Here is a 17,494-nt window from a genome sequence, read left to right as displayed (position 1 = left end):
GGATTAGGGACAGGAAAGCTGGACAAATGTCACGGCCCCTGGCTGTCAACCTAAGTGTCTTAACTAATTATTTTCCGTTACACAGTATTTATAGAATATCCCACAAGATTTGTCACTTACAGGGAGGCAGGCAGGGCCGGGGAATAATCCACGACCGCTGCCTGGTCTGCTCCTGTGCTCTTAGCAGTTTCCCGGTTTGGTTCTTTTGATGACAATTCAAGCGTCAGGTCAAGAAATGTTTTGACAAGTGAGCAAAGTTTGCCTGCATCTTGATCCCCGACCTGGTAATTGTCCCTGTATCTTGCCTCTGTATAGCTTCCGGCCAATACCCCGAATAGTCTTTTATCTTCTTTAAAGTGTCGTTTAAACAGTCTTGATGGTTCTGCGGAAAAACATTCACAAAGGAACAGTAGACGTTCAATGTTGTGTATATCGGCCCGGTAGCCCGTATACAGCCGGATCAATCCCCGGCAAGCTTGTTCTACTGCCTGGTGCAGCAGGAAAGCCACATTATTGAAAAATCCTTTTTCAAAGCAATCTAACGCGCTTTCTAAAAAGCCGGAGGCCATACTGTACATTCGGGAAAAAGCTTCCTCGTCTTTTAAATAACTTCCCTCCATATTGTCTGCATTGCATTCCGGGGACATAGTAAAACCATCTGACGTGTATACCAATAGCCCATTCAGGCAGGCATCTACAAAGAACCGGTCGTACCTGTACAACGCCTCCATCACCGTAGACAGCCCATGCGCAATGATAAATACGCCGGAAAAATGGCTACTGATAAAATCTTGCATGACATATTTAACCCTTTTGGTCTCTTTGGTTAGGACTAACAGATAATAGGTGTTTTTCATACTATGATCTGGCGGCATAAAACAGGTGTTAGCTGTAGTCATGGAACTTAACGCGCCAAAGCAGATGACCTTTTCAATTTGATAATTGCTGGTCAATACTTTTGCAATTTCCCGCAGTTCTTTATGTTGCCCATCGCTAAGTTTTATAGGCTGTTTTTCCATATCAAAAACTTTTTTTAGTTATCAGGTTGAATGGTGGTTCACATCTGCCATGCGTTCCTGGTATTCATCCCTGGCTATCATATTCAGGAGGTAAGCATTCAGCATCAATACATTCATACCCGCTTCATTCTCTGTTTGTGCTATGGGGCCATTTAGGAGAGGTTCATTTAGATTGAGCAAGTCCATAGCGCTAATACTGGATTCTGAATCTTTATGAAAAATCCCCCAGATCTTAACTGAACAAAGCAGCGACATTTTTAATAACCGGTTATGATCATTTGTTGCCGGCATGAAGCCTGTCATCATCGCAATCATTGATTTTAGTGTATAGTTTATGGCTTCTTTTACTGTTGAAAGACACTCGGTGTAATTCTTGTCCAATTGCAATTGCTGTGCTTTAAAGTACCGTTCATATCCATGATGACCCGTTCTATCCCATATTTCATCGATCTCTTGTTGGGTCATATACGGCCCGTATTTGGGATATTCCGGTATCGTTACGGATGTAGATTGGTAGGTGACATCCTTTAGTCTAAAGGCATAATAGTAAAAGCTTGAACTACTACGCCCTGCTTTTTCAAACCACTTCTGTTTTTTAACAAATGCCGCGATGGTTACCAGCTGAGCGCAGCCCTGCTCTATCTTGGCGGCGATCTCATCGTTAGTAAATGCCTGGTCGTTTGCAACAATGATCAGCAGGAAAAAAATGAAAGGCTCCTCAGAAGTATGGAAGTGGCATACCATCTGTACAGTGGGCTCTATTTTTAAGATCAGTTTGGTGACCTCTTTTAACCCAAGTTTTTGAGCCGGTGTCGCTTTAATCGACACATTTTTTCTGATTGGGTCTGCCATAGCGCCTAAAGCATTTTTATCCTCCGGCTCGGGCAGCACCTTGTTTTCCTCTACTGGTTTTTCTTTCAAAAATGGCTGTGCCGTTTCCCGCTGAAAGATCAGCCACGCTGCTGAATACATTTTTTTAATGTGCTCATATACCGTAATGATCTCGCCGGGAGTTACAGCCTCGTCTATCGCGTTACTTGATAAAGCCGCATTTATCCATTCCCAAAGATGATCTCTGAACGCTTCCGGCTGTATTTCATTAAAGGCGGCTTTTATAACCAGGTATGGGTTTAGCAATTCCTTCTTAGTTAGGTCGTTGGGATACCAGGCCCATTCTTTTTCTTCGCTGGTAAGCTGTTCCTCCGTGACCTTATCATCGCTATAGGACAGCTCCTCGTCTTCCAATAACAGGAGGTAAAGCGATTCGAGCAACCTCAAATTTAGTTCGTAATCATAAAGCAGATTACCCGGCCCGAAGCGCTCGTCGTTATAATGCTCATTATTAACAACATAATGCCGCCACTTTTTCAGCCTGGTGAAATGGTCTTCGACATCATTCGCATCGAAGAACCCTTTAAGAGCGATCAGCGGATTTCTTACCTCTGATTGGCGAAGAAATTTAGGGTAGTGATCCCAGGGAGCATAAACACCGCAATACATAACCAATACATTAAACCGGCCTTTATTGACCGTCATTACAAAGTTGGCTAGTTGGCTGATGCTAAACCATTCCCGGCTGTTTCTATCGAAGAAAAATCAGGGCATAATTTATCCTCCTGTTATTTCTAAAACAGGCTTCTCCACACAAGCATATTTTTTTGTTACATTTGTTTATATATCATACTATCACATATCTGACCTATGAGCGCCACTACTGACACACCAAAGAATATACACCAGGGCCGTAACATTAAACGTTTCCGGGAAATGCTCGGCCTAAAACAAGAAGCCTTAGCTTATGCACTTGGTGAGGACTGGAGTCAAAAAAGGGTGTCGCTTTTGGAAGCCAAAGAGACCATTGAAGAAGATGTGCTTATACAAGTAGCTGAGATTTTAAAAGTGCCTGTAGATGCAATTAAAAATTTGGATGATAATAAAGCTGTAAATATTATTGCCAATACATTCAATGATGAGGCTGTTGCCTACAGCCAGTACTATAAATGTACCATCAATCCTATGGAAAAATGGCTGGAATCATTAGAGGAAATAAAGCTACTTCACAATGAGATCAAAAAGCTTTACGAACGCCTTTTAGATAAATAAGCCGCTCGTCTGCTTTATTAAGCCTATCTCCCCAATCAAAACTGCGCACACCCAGTCATTGCACCGCTTAAACAACCGGAGCTTAAAGCAGGAAAACGGTCAAGGGCGGGGCAAGCCAATAAAAAAGCAAACAACCCTGCCCCGTTTATATACCCTTTACCGTTTTCCTGCGTGAGCTATCTTTGTGACCGCGGTGCTGTGACTAACCGATAGTCGCGGGCGGGAAAGGCAGGTGTGTATGAGGAACGAATACACTCCTGCACGTGCGGCGGCGAGGCTGGCCGCGTAATGGAACCCGGAGCGAAGCGCGTGGTGTAATGAAGCCGCCTGCCGCAGCCATCTATCAAAAGGGCAAATATCTTTTCTATAATAACTCACCGCTTCAACGCGAGATTTGCTGGCCCTGAAATTTTTTCTTTCGCCTTTTCTTTTTCTCTATCTCGCTTTCCGGGACAATATTAGCCCCTCCCGTATACATCGGTTCCAGCATTACCTCCAGGAAGCTCGCGGCTGTCTTACCTGCTGCGGACAGCATCCCCGCCGTTGAGGTAAACAAGCCCTCCGCGACTCCCATGGCCAGTTCATTAGCCACCGACCTGCTTTCATAATTCTGCGAAGCGCCTTCGGCTAACATGTCCAGTTGTTCCCGCTGTGGTAGCTCCCCGTTCTTCTGAACATTGGCGTATGCCATCGTATCTTTAAGCTGCCTATCAAATCCAAAAAGGCTGTCAAAAAGGGATTCCCCGCTTTGTTTGAATGCTACCCGGTCAAACTGGCCCATCTTTTTTGAATGCTCGGTATTCTTTCCCCTTGAAGTATTCATCGGGCTAAGTTTGATCTTATTGGTTATATCCTTACGGCTAACTATAACCTGCACATGCATCTGCTCTCCCTCTTTACGTTCGCCCCGTTGTTTCAAACCTTGTTTTACTTCCTGGTCATTATAGCTGTAATAACGGTAGTTTTCCAGCTTGGCAAACCATAATAAATCTTCGTTACTGTTCACGCCCTCCCGGTTGAAATTTTTGGCATAGGCATCCATCAGCCTTACCGCAAAGCCCTTTATTTGTTCTTTAGCACCATCTTCGCCATATTGTTCTTTTAAAAACCTGATCTCCTTCTGGCTCGGGCTGATATTGACCAGGAAAAATTTAGCATCGTCTTTGCCCAGTTTGGCAACATTATTATCGATACTGCGCATGACCTCATAAGGCTCGATCCTGATCTGCTGTCCGTTAAACCAGTATTCTGGTTCCGGCTTATTGTCGATCCGGTTTTCTTTTTCCAGGTAATTTACCAGCCCCGCGCTGCTGCCTTTGTTTGCCGCTTCTTTACTATCTGTAATATTGATAAACATAATACCCCCTATCCCCTAAAGGCGAATAATAAATACATGATTAAAGCAGACCGACCTGCGATCTGGTAACAGCGATCAGCTCATCTTTTTCCCGGCCCGAGGTCATCATCCCAAAAGCATCCCTGGATTTGATATAACCATCCAGAATGAACAGGAACTGTTTTTTCAGGTTATCCTTGCTCTTTTGGCTTTTCGAAATCGTTTCCATCAGCGCATCTATGCCGGTTAACTTCTGCGCCAAAGCATGCTGATTATTCAGCAAGTCCGTATTTGCCTTGAGGACTTGCGTATTGAAACTTTCGATGATCTTGACCTGTGATACAATCATCCTGTCCATTTCCGTTTTGATCGGAATGAGCAGCATATTCTCCTGGTTTCTGATAAAACCAATATACTGCTGATGATTTTTCATCAGCGCATTCTTTAATAACTCATCATTTAGGTCCAGGGGATCTTTCTTGCTTTTATAAAAGTAATCGACCATCTGGATAAACACCTGCCGTTTCGTCCTGCCCAGTTTAAGGGCGATCTTTTCAAACTTCTGATCTACCGCAACCGGGTATCTCACTGATCTCACATTAATATCTTCTATGCTCATATTCTCCAACCGGTTAAATAGCTGTGTATGCAACTAAGTCTTTATTCCCCTATCGAGGATACCGCCGGGTATCCTGTTTTCTTTTATTTCATAGGCGGAAACGCCCTAAAGTATCCCCGGAGGATACGTAACCCCCCCGTAGCGAAGCGTAGGCAAGCAAAGTAGGGCTCTGCCCAACTTCCGCTTGCTCCCTCCGCTTTCGCGAAGCGACCACCGCTTTTCTTCCTGATTTGCGAAGCATATCATTACCTGTGCAGCCTTTGGCTGCACAGGTAATGATATATTATATAGCTGGATATCTGTTTATACCTATATCGGAATAAGCAATTATTCCGATATGCGGTTATCCGTGTAGGCCGATATTCGGCTATGCCGATATAAAATACCGGGCTACACTTCCCAACAGGCAGGCCAGTAAACCTGGCTGCCGAGTTTGGGATGGTATGACGGCTGATAACGGATGTAACCATATTCATCGAGTTCATTAATACACTTGTGATACGTTGCAATAGATGCTATCCGGCTAAAAGCCATCAGCGTTTTCCTCGTGACAGAAAATGGGCTTTTGAAACCAGCGCGTTGCCATTGGACGAATAATGCACTGAACAAGCTAATGTGAGTCGTATTCAGCCGCCCGTCCATGCTCATACGTTTGAGTAGCTTACTATAACCGGCAAGTTCACTCACCGCAATTTTATGAATGCTCATTGCAAACCTCCTTCCAGCAGCTTGTTGATGTCGTCGAACTTGTAATACATAATACTGCCGATACGGGTAAAACTCAGTGTCCCGTTGATTCGCAGGTTCTGTAAGGTGCCTGGTGATATTTTGAGCAGCTTTCTTAATTCGTTACTTTTGAGCCATTTTTTGGACTCGCCCTGGCCATCCAGTTGAACCAGCCTTTTGATTTCTGTTAACAGTTCGCTTTTAAATTCATTCAGATCTCCTTTAGTGATCAGTTCGTTTGCATTCATAATCGCCTCCTCATTAAAACATTTAATTAATACTTGTACCGCCGGTACCGGGTACGAAGCAAAGATGTAGGCAAAGGGATATTATTCATTACCATAAACCAAGCTATGGTAACGGCAGTCAAAGCATAGTGCTGAAAAAGAGCGTACTGAATAGTTTCGAGGCAATTATTAACGTTTGCCTGCAAAAGGTAAATGAACGTATGATCCGGTCTTAACTTGATCTGCGTTTTGCCGGAATGATATTGAAGTGTTGGCTTTCAGAGGGGATAGCAGATGACCTGCCACTGGGGTTACCTGCGTCACGCGGGTAATAGCGCCGCACTCGGTCTAATTTGATCGGTTCACCATCCTCCTGAAAATACCGGCAGATCAATTTGGCCCAGGTGATGGGCATCTGCGAAAATACGAGTTCCTTATCGCCTATTTTTAGTGCCTCAATCTTCTTGAAAATGTCAACTACTGTGAGGAAATGACCGCTGGCAATATTGATCGGGTAATCAGTATCCAACTTCTCAGCTTCCCTACGCTCATCCATCAGGCGTTGCAACTGTTCTTTGAGTATTTTGATCTGACCTTCCTTCTCGGCAATAATCTCAGCCTGTGTACGGCCGAGGTTCCACTCATCGATACTTTGAAGATATTCTGCAAACCGGTTAAGGTGAAACTTATTCCGGAAATTGAGGGCGTGGCCGGTGGTGTATCTGTTTTTATGTCTTAATTGTGCAATGGCATCCTGTATGACCTCCCACACATACGTGAAGAACTCCTGCTTGGTTGCATCATCGTACTCGGAAAGGAAAAATTGCAGATGATATTTATACAGTTCATCGAATTGTTGTTCATTCTTCGTATAAAGGCGATTAAGAAAGTGGTTGTCTTCAACTTTTTTATTCCAAAAAAATGGGCGACCTATATCGTTAGTATCTTTGTTAAAATCGAAACGTCCCCGGTGTTTGAAGTATTGTTCGCGCATAGGTCAGATTTTAACCTAAAGTTAATAACTTAATTGCATATTGGCTTTTTGGCTAGCTTTTGTGAGATAAAAACAACTGCGGAAATTCTTAGATAATAATTGATCTAAGGTAAATTATAATCGTACTAGCGGCAGGGTTTTATTTCATATTTAAACCACTTAAAATCCAGTTAACAAAATTTAATATAATCATAACTTGAAAGGTCTACGATTCACAGGTCAGGTTTTTCACTGTTATCCCAGCCAAAGACTGGCCTAAAACCTTACCGTCCACGCGTCTACTAACTGACCAAGTCGGTACCTTTCCAAGTAACAAACGCGCATCACGCTGTTGACCTCCATATAAATACCAACTTTATAGCCGCAAACATGCTCTGGGTGGGTGCCGTTCCAGCCCCAGAGATCTTCCATTGGCCTCCTGGTCAGCGCGATAAGCCGGTTTTTGTCATCCTGCTTTAATTTTGCGGGTCGTTTGCTTTTTTTCATTTCCAAAGCCAGGAGGTTATCATGCTCGACCTCTTCCCCACGGCTGTGGACCAGTAGGTCACAGCTAATGGTAATGATTTTATAATCGTTATCGATAATTGTTTTGACCTGCCCCTGCTGTTTGCGGTTGTATTCCGTGTCTACATGATACACAGCGATCTCTGTGCCGCTAATTTCCTGGCGCAGGTAAACCTGCAGTAGCCCACACAGGTTTCGCTCACTAACATCATCTAGGATATTTCTGATCTCCCGCTCAAAAAAATGAGGCAGCGCACGGGAGAAGGCCTCAAAAACGATTTCTTCCATATTATTTGCTGTATATCATTAAAAATAGAAAGGTCGCCCCGGGAACCAGCCAGGTAACGATGCGAAATAGAATCAGGTAATTCCGCTGTTTGTTGATCAGTGGCGCCAGCTTACCGTACGACCCAAGGAACTCCGTCAGGTCCAATTGAGTATCTTTATTTTTAAGAATTGTCTTCAATTGCTCAATTTCTTCTTCGATGTAGGCAAGCACTCCAAACTGATTGCGCAGCAGTACCTCGATCAGGACAGAGAATAAAACAGCACCGGTCAGCAGCAGAATATTTTTCAGGAACTGGGCGCCTGTGAAATCAAATTGTGTATAAATTAGGATAAAGGCAGCAGGCACCGCAATGACCTTGGATTGGATATCATTTACACTTGCATAGATCTTTTTCATATAATCCAGCTGGTCTTTGTCTACTTCCGATTTGAGGTCCTGGTAAGAAAACTTTTCGAGGTACAGTAAATGACTCTTTTTATAATGCTCATATACCTCGTTCAGCATCGCTAGTAATTTGGCGAATGCGCCTGATGTTGGCGTGTCCTTCAAATAGCTGATCAGTTCGGCCCTGAAAATAGAGCGGCGCTCGGTAAAATCATGGGCATCGAACAATTGCTCCCGTAATTTGTCAATGAAATCAATTTTCCGCAGATCATCCTTGCCATAAATCAACTGAAGATGCAGCTTACTTTTTTCAAAATAGATGAGCGTGTCGCGTTCACCTGGAGCTTCCTTAATATAATCTGCAACCTCACTCAGTAAAGCAATCAGCTTAATGACATTCTGGTAGTGCATAATGATTTCGGGAACAACCGCATCTTCCGAAAAATAGTCAAGTGATGCGATGTAATAGGCTTTGCCCGGTAACCGATAGGGATGAGCAGTGATCAATTCCTCCGGGTTATCATAATAGAGGCCGTCATCCAGGCTTCGTGTGTAAAACGTGATCGCCGTTTCATACACCTGCGCCCGGTCGAATTTCAATGTCGTGATTTGTTCTGAATTTTCGCCTATGGTTACGCTGTCCTCTGTCACGCTGATAGCCGCCATAGTGATCAGGTCAGTGATCAGGGTAGCATCGATTTTCAAAATTCCGGACAATTCTCCGCTGTCATAAATTACGTCGCTTAAAGCGGCGCGCAACCTGACGAGGCTATGCAAATGAGGGCTATTCATTTTCTTCTTCGGCCGGTTCTTCGTTGTTCAGCTGGGCCCGCAGTTTCTTAGGAACATCCTTGATCAGCAGTGTATTTTTCTTGTTGTCGAAAACCACACTTTGATTCGCAATCAGTTTACTGTCGAACACGATGGTCAGCTCTTTACTGTTAAATATATAATACTTCAGGCTCTTCAACGTTGCTGGATGTCCCTTGAAAACGGTGCTGATCTGGTAGGTTTCCGTCGATGCAAATTCCTGAAAAAGTTCCGGCTCATCATGATTCACGATAGCGGAAACCTGGCTCAGGCTGATATCTTCTTTTTTGTTCATGCGTTTTTCGCAATATTCGAACACATCTTTCTTGATCCTTTCGATTTCATCCTTTTCCGTACCCTGCTTGATAAGGAACTCGTTCAGAGCTTTTTTTAATTTATCTGATGACTCCTTGGCAGAATTGTAGTCGGTACAGCCGATAAAGTCCCGGAAATAATTGGAAATTTCTTTTTTACCCCGTGTGAAGGACAGGTAAACATCTTCGCCATTTTCCCATTTCGTGCAGTTTGAGAAATTAGCCACATCGAGTTTTTCAATATCCAGCCTGAAATTCTCCCGCAAGTCCATATTGTCATCCAGCACATAACCGCTTTTCGCGTTCAGGATAATTACCGCCATAAAATCTTCAGTTGTCTTGAAATGGCAGAATACGACATTACCACCGGTAGCCTGGGTAACCTTGTTAATCTCTGTTACAAAGTGATCGATTGCTTTAACCGTAAAATCATAGAAACTCAGCTTACCCTTCAGATAACTATTGAGGAAGCCCTGGTAAGGAAAGGAATCCGCCCCGCTGTCAAATACCCCGTAGATAGGGTTTGATTTTTTATAATATACGTCTTTTACATCGGTCATGAACTTATCATGCACTTCCTTAATAACCAAGGTCTTTGACGCTTTTTTGAGTTTGGCATTGCCGCCCGCATCTTTTTTTAAGTCGTGAATGATAATACCTTTTATTTCCATGATTTAATGTTGAATTTTACTAACATGCTTATTGTTAATCAGTTGCTAATCCTGCTTGAAGTCGATTTTTACACCATTTTGTACTTGATTATCGGTTTGGGGACCGGTCTCACCGTAAGATTTCACCACGATACGGCCGGGCGATGCCCCCATGCCAATGAGCACTACCCTTAACGCCATTGCAAAATCTTTCTCCCTGAGCTGCCTTCGGGCTACCATTCCCTCGTTACTGGATCCGGTCAGTATGACCCTTGATGACGGGTTGTCATTTAATCTTTTGAGGATGGCTGCAATAAGAATTTTGTTTCGGGGGCTGTTCAGATCCGAGGCTTGGGTAAGGGGAATAAAGTTGGCGTCAGGCTTTGCAGTTGATTGCTGAACTGCCGCCATGTTCTGTTTGCCTTTGCCCGGTGGTTTCGAGGTTTGTTGTTTTTGATTACCGTTTTCATTGCCTGTTTGCTGGTTGGCTGTGCTATCTTGCAGTATGGTCAGCAAGTTAATCAGTTGCTCCAGCTTTGCCTTCGTGTCGCCGCTTTCTACTGTGTAATCCAGCTCATTTTTGGTGACCAGCACCGCGATAATAATCCCGACCCCCAAAGTGATCATCACCAGCCCGGGTGAGGTGCTTTCCAGCGATACATTATCGACCGGTGTTTGGTCCGCTTTTAGTTTATAAGATAGCTTGAAAACTTTGAGCAGATAAAGCGCCCCGGTAAATACCAGCAGGAATCCAAGGAAGGTGCTCGCAGCTTTAGTATGGGCAAAATCCTTAGATCTCGAAAATGCAAAGATAGCTGTATTACTTTCGTTAAAATATTTATCATCTTTTGCTGAATGGCGCATGGCCGCAGTTATCACTTTATCATAGGCCGCATTCTGCGTGTCCAGGTTATTTTTGAGCATGAAGCCCGTTAAAATCAGGACGATCAGGATGACGCATAGCAAAAGCCAGTCAATAAGTTTCAGGTTGTCTTCAGCGAATTGTCCCATGTGAATCAGGTTTATTCATTAAAGGTACATATTATTTAAAATCAAAATATTAATATATGATGAGTTAAGTGTTTTAGGTGAGATCCTAAGGATTCGCTTTATTGAACGATGTTCGCGGCATAATTATATTGCATGGTAAAATAGATAAATTACTCACGTGCATCTCGTTGCTATCTATGAAATCACAAGTTAAAAGAATGATTTACAAAATATTGTATATGTTTTTTAATATTATAAAAATGGGCCTACTATCAGATAATATTGTTTCAAGCTTCACTTGTATATATATTGGAGCCTGAACGCCCTTTTCTACTCAACTTTATAAATCTTTTTCTTTATGGCGTACAATACTAATCCGGTACGTGTTTTTAAATTTAATTTGAGAAACAATGACTCCCTATAATTATCAACTGTTCGGGGGCTAACACACATTTGATCTGCTATTTCTTTATATGAAAATTCAGAACAGGCAAGCTTTAGAAATTCAGTTTCTCTATCTGTGAATTTCGGCTGATTGCTTGAAGACAGGGTTCGGATTAATTTACCTGACACTAGCTCGTTTAAAAAAACTCCCTTTTCATCAGCAACCTTAATTGCTTCTAATAGTTCTTTCGGCTTGGAGCGCTTCAAAATGTATCCGCAGGCGCCATGCTTAATTATTTTGATGACAGCTTCGTCGTCGTCATACATACTCAAGGCAAGAACATGAATTGAGGGGTAGTTTTCTTTAATCCAGATAGTTGACTCGTAACCATCCATAACCGGCATGTTAATATCCATTAAGATTATGCTTGGCTTTTCCTGAATTGAAGTAATATATTGTATCATTTGCCGGCCGTTTTCCGCGTCAAACAATACTTTTAATTCTTTAAATTCTTCTAAGAGGCCGGAAAGGCCCTTTCGGAACAAAGTATGATCATCGACTATAGCTATGTTTATCATGCATTTATGGATATGGAATGAGTACTTCTATTTTACAACCTCCACCTGGAAATGATTGAATGTTCAATTGTCCTTCCATCAAACTAACCCTTTTAAAAATATGCATTAATCCCATCCCGGAACGTTTTTCATGTATAATAGCCGGATCAAATCCCTTGCCATTATCGATTATAATAAGTTTCATTGTATCGTTCGTGCAAGTCAAGTGTATATCTATCAGTGTTGCTGCCGAATGTTTTATAATATTGTTAAGAGATTCTTGTAGAACCCTGAAAATTATTAAGTTTTTACCATTTTCGGCACTTTCGCAGGATATTTTTCCAAATGTATAATTGACTTTAAATCTGCCTGATTTCTCTATCCACTTAAGTTCTTGCAGAATAGCATCTATTAATCCCATTTCAAGTATTTGGGTGCCTTGAATAATCCTGCCCAATAACCTTAGTTCCATAATGGAACGCCCTGTAAGTTCTATGGCTGCATTAACCTTAGTTTGTTCTATTGAAAATTCGTTTAATTCTATTGACCCTAATGTAAGCGATGTTAAACTTAATAACTGACCTATGTTATCATGTAAATCGGCACCAACTGTTTGCAAAGTCTGCTCTTGTATTTCTATTTGAGTTTTCTCCAGTTCTTCCTGAAAACGTACCCTCATCTGCTCTTTCTCAATCAAGTGATCCTTCTTTTTTTTATTATATATGATAACATAGGCCAGTATACTTACCGGAGCCAGTAAAAATATAAGCGTTGATATAACGACTAAACTCTTGGGATCTTCTCCAACCATCTTTTGCAAATAAATGAATAGCACCAGCAACCGTACAATATCAGATTCAGAACATTATATATATAGTAAGTAACAGAATGTGTTGATGTAATAGGTATCAGGGATAACTTATTATAAAAAACATTGCAGATAGTGCTACCAAAATAGAAACAAATTACACCTGATACCCACCAAAACGGAGGATAGAATTTCAGATCAAGATAATCTTCATCTCTGAGCAAATAATAAAAGTAAATTAAGCTATACAAAATAAACAGCACTGAAATTGCATTAGTTGTAAGGTTATGGCTTTTGTATACCCCATGAGAGTGCAAGTCATTGGTATAGAAAATAATAATTGCAAATGCCCCCCAGGATATCCAAATTTTACTTTTGAAATATTTGCCAAGCAGGTCATAGAACATCACAGAAATAAACCCCAGGTCAAATAGCAAAATAATGTTATAAACCCATACGTTGGAATGGACATGCAATTTGTCTTTTAAGTATTGTCCTTTGATATAAATGCCTGAGAATTCAATTAAGCATGTTATAAACAAATACAAGATCATTCCCTTCCATGATATGCTAACGTTACGGTATAAGCATATAATCGCTATTAACAAACTTATACTCTCTATGACTGTATTAAAAGTGAAATAATTTAACATTTCAAAGGTTATTTATCATGCTATTGCCACGTTGCACCTTTACAGTTAATAGGACATTCTTCGCCTTTGTCAAATACGATGAACTTTCCAAATTGTCCTTTAACACCTTCTTTTTCAAGTTCGGTAAAAGGCGCGTAGCAATCGAAATAATCACGGTTAATTCCTTTAATGTTTTCGGTTGTTACCACAATAAACCCATAATGCGTATTGGGTTTTGTAAAATAGAGGCGTATCCCAACGTTTACTTTCCCTTGTTTTGTGGCAGAATCCAGTTCGGCAACTAAATGATCTAATAATTTAATTCCATACCACACGCTTGTTGCATCCATTAGTGGTTTGCTGAAAAGTTTAGTATACCTGTATGCTAAGGTGCAGGGGATAAAATTATATATACCGACTGTACAGTTATGCCCGGCGCAGGGATCCGGTCCATACAACAAGGCACCGGTACTGGTATCATTGTTGTATGCTTCTTTAACGGCAGCTTCATTGGAATGAAGAAACGGAGAGTCGTGGTCAAAATAGTCAGTATGATAATGCTTTGAATCCGCAGCAGGGTTAGGATCACCTTCAATGGTTGAAACTATTACAACAGAGTTTCTGTTATCGCTGTTTTTTGCAAAATAAATGCGTATTCCATCAACATTTTTTTTGAGTTTTTCGGCCTTCAACAACGTATGTATACTATCAATATAGGCTTTACTGAACCAAATATTTGTAACGGCGTCGGAGCTGTTCTTGTTTTGTAAGAAGCGTGAAACCCTCGTGCCCGCCTCCGCCAGATCTAAGCCGTTTAAAGTTATTTGTTCTGCAGGCGGACTTATGTTTTTGACCTTATTTGTGTGATTGGGGTTTTCCTTATTCGTCAACTCAATTCCTAAAAGATCTCCGCTTACCTGAACCTGGTTACAAGCGGCTGCAAAGATCAAAGCAAATGCAGCCAGGGTGAATATTTTTTTCATGATAATAAGTTTTAAGTTTAGCACTAATGTACCGAAAGTTTGTTGTTTAATAGCTTGAATTGTTAATAAATATCATGTAATCAGTGTGTTGTAAATGGAGTTGCTTTTCTCGCTTTTCAGCGGAAGCTTCAGTGGCTGAAAGCAGGCTGATTACAGTTTTGATGCAATGCCGATTTTTAAATATGGAATCAGTTTATCGGTTGAACCGGATAAATATTTGGCATTGCTGTTATTAATAATCATATCTACACCTATTTTAATTGTTTGATTAGACTTTTCACCAACATCGAAAACCATCGACCCGTTCACCTCGGGGTATATTAGAAGTGATTTTTTTCCGGTATTAAAAAAGTTGGAGAATGCATCATTTTCGGAACCAATGGCTAAAAAATTCATATAACCGGATAACGAAACGTTTGCATTCCACAGCAAAAGCGACAGCCCTATTTTTGAATGAATTACAAAAGGGGTAAAATTGGTGGAGATTTTTGAAGCCGTATCCAAATAGGAAACTTTTTTCCATAAAAGATTTATTTCACCAACGGGTCCTATTTTAATGTCATCTGTAGAAATACCGGAGAAATAATATGCTCCGTCAATTTTTAAACCTATCATACTTGATTCCGGGATCAGAAATTTAGTTCCTGCTTTTTGTTTTGTACTGTCAACTCCGAATGAATTGCCCCAAAATGTGCCGGTTATCCCGAATTTTTTACTGCTGTATATTTTATTGTAAATAAATGTAGGGGTTAAAATTATGTTTAGTCCGTTCTGGCCAACATCGGGTATGGTAAAATCTGCTCCGGCAGTAGCACTTTCAGTCCCGGGGGCTTCAATTTCATTTGAAAAGTTAAATCCGGCAAATGTTGCTGTTCCTAATGGTGTTGTAACAGTCACATCACCCGTAGCCCCGTTATTTACAACCGCAATGATGGTTGTGGGTGAGATTACAGTAAAGCTTTTAACAAAAGTTCCACCTAATGCAACTGCGGTAGCGCCTGTAAAATCAGTTCCGACAATGGTAACTTTAGCGCCGCTTCCGGCGATTGCCGGGATGATTGAGCTGATCGTCGGAAGGCCGGGGGCATGAGCCGGCACCAAACCCGCAAAGAACACAAAACCAGGTATCGAGGCAAAACCGCGAGGACTTAATACGAACAATGCCCCAGATCCCCCGGCTCCAACCTCGGCAATGATACATTCTGCAGAAACCTTTTGAACGCTGGCGGCGGGAACGCCGTTAAACTTCACTTCAGTAACATCTTGCAAATAATGCCCGATAATTGTGACTTTTTGCCCCGTTGACGCAGTGCCGGGACTAAAAGCAGTAATTTCAGGCGAATGGGTTGGGGCTCCAACCACAGCTTGGTTTTGTTTGACAATTTTTCTTAACGTTTGGCCCACGGCAATATTGGCTACCAATAAAAGCATGCCAGTAATGGTAACAAACGATGATAGTTTCTTTTTCATGGCTTAAGCATTGACTGATTGATGATAATAGGTATGTGAATTATTTATTTAATTCGTTGGATAATTCTCCGATATCGGGAACTCCTATTCCCGTAATCATATCGTAACCGTCGGTGGCCTGGTAAGCGCCATTGGTCCCTTTTGAGATATTTCTAAAACAGGATGTATTAATTAAGGGATATAGTAAAGGGTTTAAAAAAGAAAGTGATGGCTTACCTGCATTTTGCCGGGATTCATTAAGCATAGCACAAAAGCCGGCCCACACCGGTGCGCTCCAGCTTGTGCCGCCAAATTGACGAACAGCGCCGTTTAAGATGACGTAAGCGCCAAAATCCGGATCGGCAGTAAGCCCAACATCTGGCACCAACCTTCTCCCGCCTTCAGGTATGCCAGCTCCGGTTTGCCATACCGGACGATCATAGTAGATACTTTGCCCGCCTCCGCTGCTTACCCACGCGTCTTCTTCGGTAACTACTCCTATATTAGAAAGCTGAAGGCTTGTTCCCCCAACTCCTATAACAAAAGGGTCTGAAGCAGGGTGCTCCACTTGCAGGGGGCCTGTGGCACTGTGTCCGCTTGCATCCGGATTTGAGCCTGCGTCGCCGCTTGAGGCAAATATATTAACCCCTAAAGCTGCGAGTTTTAAAAATTTCAGGTGCTGTGTAGTAACCTCTCCTTCAAGTCCCCCCATATAGGTTTCTCCTAAACCTAAGCTTATGGACAACTGGCACATGCCCGGAAATTGAGAAACGTCCTCAATAATTTGATCGAGTGCCTGGTCAAGGTCTACGAACTGTAAAGTGCCACTGGCATAAATCCTGATATTAGCGTCCGGTGCTATTCCTGTTGTCCATTGAACATCCAGCGTTTCCTCGCCCTCTTGTGGAGGTAATTCCTGGCCGGTAACATTGATCTTTTCAATTCTTGTAAGATCTGTGTTCAAATTATTGTTTTGCCAGAAAGCCAGCAAATCACTATCTAAAGGGAACGTATCAATCAGAATAGCGATAGTCTGGTTTTTGCCGGTTAGTCCCAGTCCATCTGCATTGTAGGCTTTTAGTATTTCAGAAGCCAGGTAAGGGGGCGCATTTTGAATGGCCGGATTGAGACCTGTTGACGCTACTGCCGGGGCTAAAGCCCTGGTGCGGTTATGATGCTTTGGCGTTCTCATTCTGAAGTTTTTTCTGGCCTGCCTGAATGGCTGAAGGCCAATAATTGCATGCACATTCCTTCCAACAGTGCTTGGTAAACTTGGTGCATTTTGAGCGGCAGTATAAGAAAAGCCATCTTTAGTTACCCGGACCATTTTTACCTGGAGGCTTTTCTGTATCTGGTCAACTGTTGCATCGGTATAAATTCCACTTCCATCCTTTGCGATTTTTTTAATTGCAAATCCTTCTGCTTTTAGCCAGTCCTTTAGCGCAGTTAATTCCCCTGAGGCCGAACTGTATTTTTCATAAAGCTCGTCCGGGCTGATCACCTCTCCTTTACCAACCCGCTGTTCAAGTTCTGTCTGTCTTTCTTTTGCCAGTTTTATTGAAAATAGCACTGGCATACTTTCGTGCAGGTGGCTTTCGTTTGCTGCATGCACCATTAATCCTGAAGGAGTAATGCCTAACTGTACAGGAAGCGGTGTAACGCTGTCCTGGTAAACGATTCTGGTTTCCATAATTTTTTAAGTTAAATACCTTGAA

Annotated in this window: 17 protein-coding genes; 1 reads left to right on the top strand and 16 read right to left on the bottom strand. The window is 42.0% G+C overall.

Going from position 1 to position 17,494, the window contains the following annotated elements; all coding sequences use genetic code 11:
* Positions 1–116: 116 nt before the first annotated feature.
* A complete protein-coding gene (locus tag ACFFGT_RS04210) occupies positions 117–1,019 on the bottom strand; it encodes a HEPN domain-containing protein (protein ID WP_377021255.1) in 903 nt (300 codons plus the stop codon).
* 21 nt (positions 1,020–1,040) lie between these two features.
* Positions 1,041–2,555 carry a hypothetical protein gene (locus tag ACFFGT_RS04205; RefSeq protein ID WP_377021254.1) on the bottom strand — a complete coding sequence of 505 codons (1,515 nt, stop codon included), beginning with the start codon at positions 2,553–2,555 and terminating at the stop codon, positions 1,041–1,043.
* Positions 2,556–2,720: 165 nt separating this feature from the next.
* Between ACFFGT_RS04205 and ACFFGT_RS04200 the strand changes: the two genes are divergently transcribed.
* Positions 2,721–3,122, top strand: coding sequence for a helix-turn-helix transcriptional regulator (locus ACFFGT_RS04200; protein ID WP_377021253.1), 402 nt, complete (start codon positions 2,721–2,723; stop codon positions 3,120–3,122).
* Positions 3,123–3,504: 382 nt separating this feature from the next.
* On the opposite strand, the gene ACFFGT_RS04195 is transcribed toward ACFFGT_RS04200, so the two are convergent.
* The 14 genes from ACFFGT_RS04195 to ACFFGT_RS04130 all read right to left on the bottom strand — a co-directional run bounded on the left by ACFFGT_RS04195 (position 3,505) and on the right by ACFFGT_RS04130 (position 17,469).
* Complete coding sequence (locus ACFFGT_RS04195; RefSeq protein ID WP_377021252.1) at positions 3,505–4,479, bottom strand: DUF5712 family protein; 975 nt, start codon at positions 4,477–4,479, stop codon at positions 3,505–3,507.
* Between the two features lie 40 nt (positions 4,480–4,519).
* Positions 4,520–5,077: a BfmA/BtgA family mobilization protein gene (locus ACFFGT_RS04190; RefSeq protein WP_377021251.1), complete on the bottom strand. Its 558-nt coding sequence runs from the start codon at positions 5,075–5,077 to the stop codon at positions 4,520–4,522.
* Between the two features lie 390 nt (positions 5,078–5,467).
* Entirely contained in the window at positions 5,468–5,785 is a 318-nt protein-coding gene (locus ACFFGT_RS04185) for a hypothetical protein (protein ID WP_377021250.1), read from the bottom strand.
* On the bottom strand, positions 5,782–6,051 hold the full coding sequence (locus ACFFGT_RS04180) for a helix-turn-helix domain-containing protein (RefSeq protein WP_377021249.1): 270 nt from the start codon (positions 6,049–6,051) through the stop codon (positions 5,782–5,784). The genes ACFFGT_RS04185 and ACFFGT_RS04180 overlap by 4 nt, the downstream gene beginning before the upstream one ends.
* Before the next feature lie 211 nt (positions 6,052–6,262).
* The gene (locus ACFFGT_RS04175) at positions 6,263–7,024 is read right to left on the bottom strand and encodes a hypothetical protein (RefSeq protein ID WP_377021248.1); all 762 of its coding nucleotides are present in this window, start codon (positions 7,022–7,024) and stop codon (positions 6,263–6,265) included.
* Positions 7,025–7,279: 255 nt separating this feature from the next.
* A complete protein-coding gene (locus ACFFGT_RS04170; RefSeq protein WP_377021247.1) occupies positions 7,280–7,816 on the bottom strand; it encodes a hypothetical protein in 537 nt (178 codons plus the stop codon).
* Between the two features lies 1 nt (position 7,817).
* Entirely contained in the window at positions 7,818–8,993 is a 1,176-nt protein-coding gene (locus tag ACFFGT_RS04165) for a hypothetical protein (RefSeq protein ID WP_377021246.1), read from the bottom strand.
* Positions 8,986–9,996, bottom strand: coding sequence for a nucleoid-associated protein (locus ACFFGT_RS04160; RefSeq protein WP_377021245.1), 1,011 nt, complete (start codon positions 9,994–9,996; stop codon positions 8,986–8,988). The genes ACFFGT_RS04165 and ACFFGT_RS04160 overlap by 8 nt, the downstream gene beginning before the upstream one ends.
* Positions 9,997–10,041: 45 nt before the next feature.
* Positions 10,042–10,986, bottom strand: coding sequence for an OmpA family protein (locus tag ACFFGT_RS04155; protein WP_377021244.1), 945 nt, complete (start codon positions 10,984–10,986; stop codon positions 10,042–10,044).
* 309 nt (positions 10,987–11,295) lie between these two features.
* Positions 11,296–11,928 carry a response regulator gene (locus ACFFGT_RS04150; RefSeq protein ID WP_377021243.1) on the bottom strand — a complete coding sequence of 211 codons (633 nt, stop codon included), beginning with the start codon at positions 11,926–11,928 and terminating at the stop codon, positions 11,296–11,298.
* A 4-nt stretch (positions 11,929–11,932) separates the two neighbouring features.
* The gene (locus ACFFGT_RS04145; RefSeq protein WP_377021242.1) at positions 11,933–12,718 is read right to left on the bottom strand and encodes a sensor histidine kinase; all 786 of its coding nucleotides are present in this window, start codon (positions 12,716–12,718) and stop codon (positions 11,933–11,935) included.
* Positions 12,719–13,388: 670 nt separating this feature from the next.
* Positions 13,389–14,330: a hypothetical protein gene (locus tag ACFFGT_RS04140; protein ID WP_377021241.1), complete on the bottom strand. Its 942-nt coding sequence runs from the start codon at positions 14,328–14,330 to the stop codon at positions 13,389–13,391.
* A gap of 150 nt (positions 14,331–14,480) precedes the next feature.
* Complete coding sequence (locus ACFFGT_RS04135) at positions 14,481–15,800, bottom strand: IPT/TIG domain-containing protein (RefSeq protein WP_377021240.1); 1,320 nt, start codon at positions 15,798–15,800, stop codon at positions 14,481–14,483.
* 40 nt (positions 15,801–15,840) lie between these two features.
* Positions 15,841–17,469: a S53 family peptidase gene (locus ACFFGT_RS04130; RefSeq protein WP_377021239.1), complete on the bottom strand. Its 1,629-nt coding sequence runs from the start codon at positions 17,467–17,469 to the stop codon at positions 15,841–15,843.
* Between the last annotated feature and the right edge of the window lie 25 nt (positions 17,470–17,494).

It is taken from the genome of Mucilaginibacter angelicae (genome assembly GCF_042434235.1).
Classification (GTDB): Bacteria; Bacteroidota; Bacteroidia; order Sphingobacteriales; family Sphingobacteriaceae; genus Mucilaginibacter; species Mucilaginibacter angelicae.
Note: the sequence above shows the minus strand (reverse complement) of the source record. Positions and strands in the feature narration are given on the sequence as shown.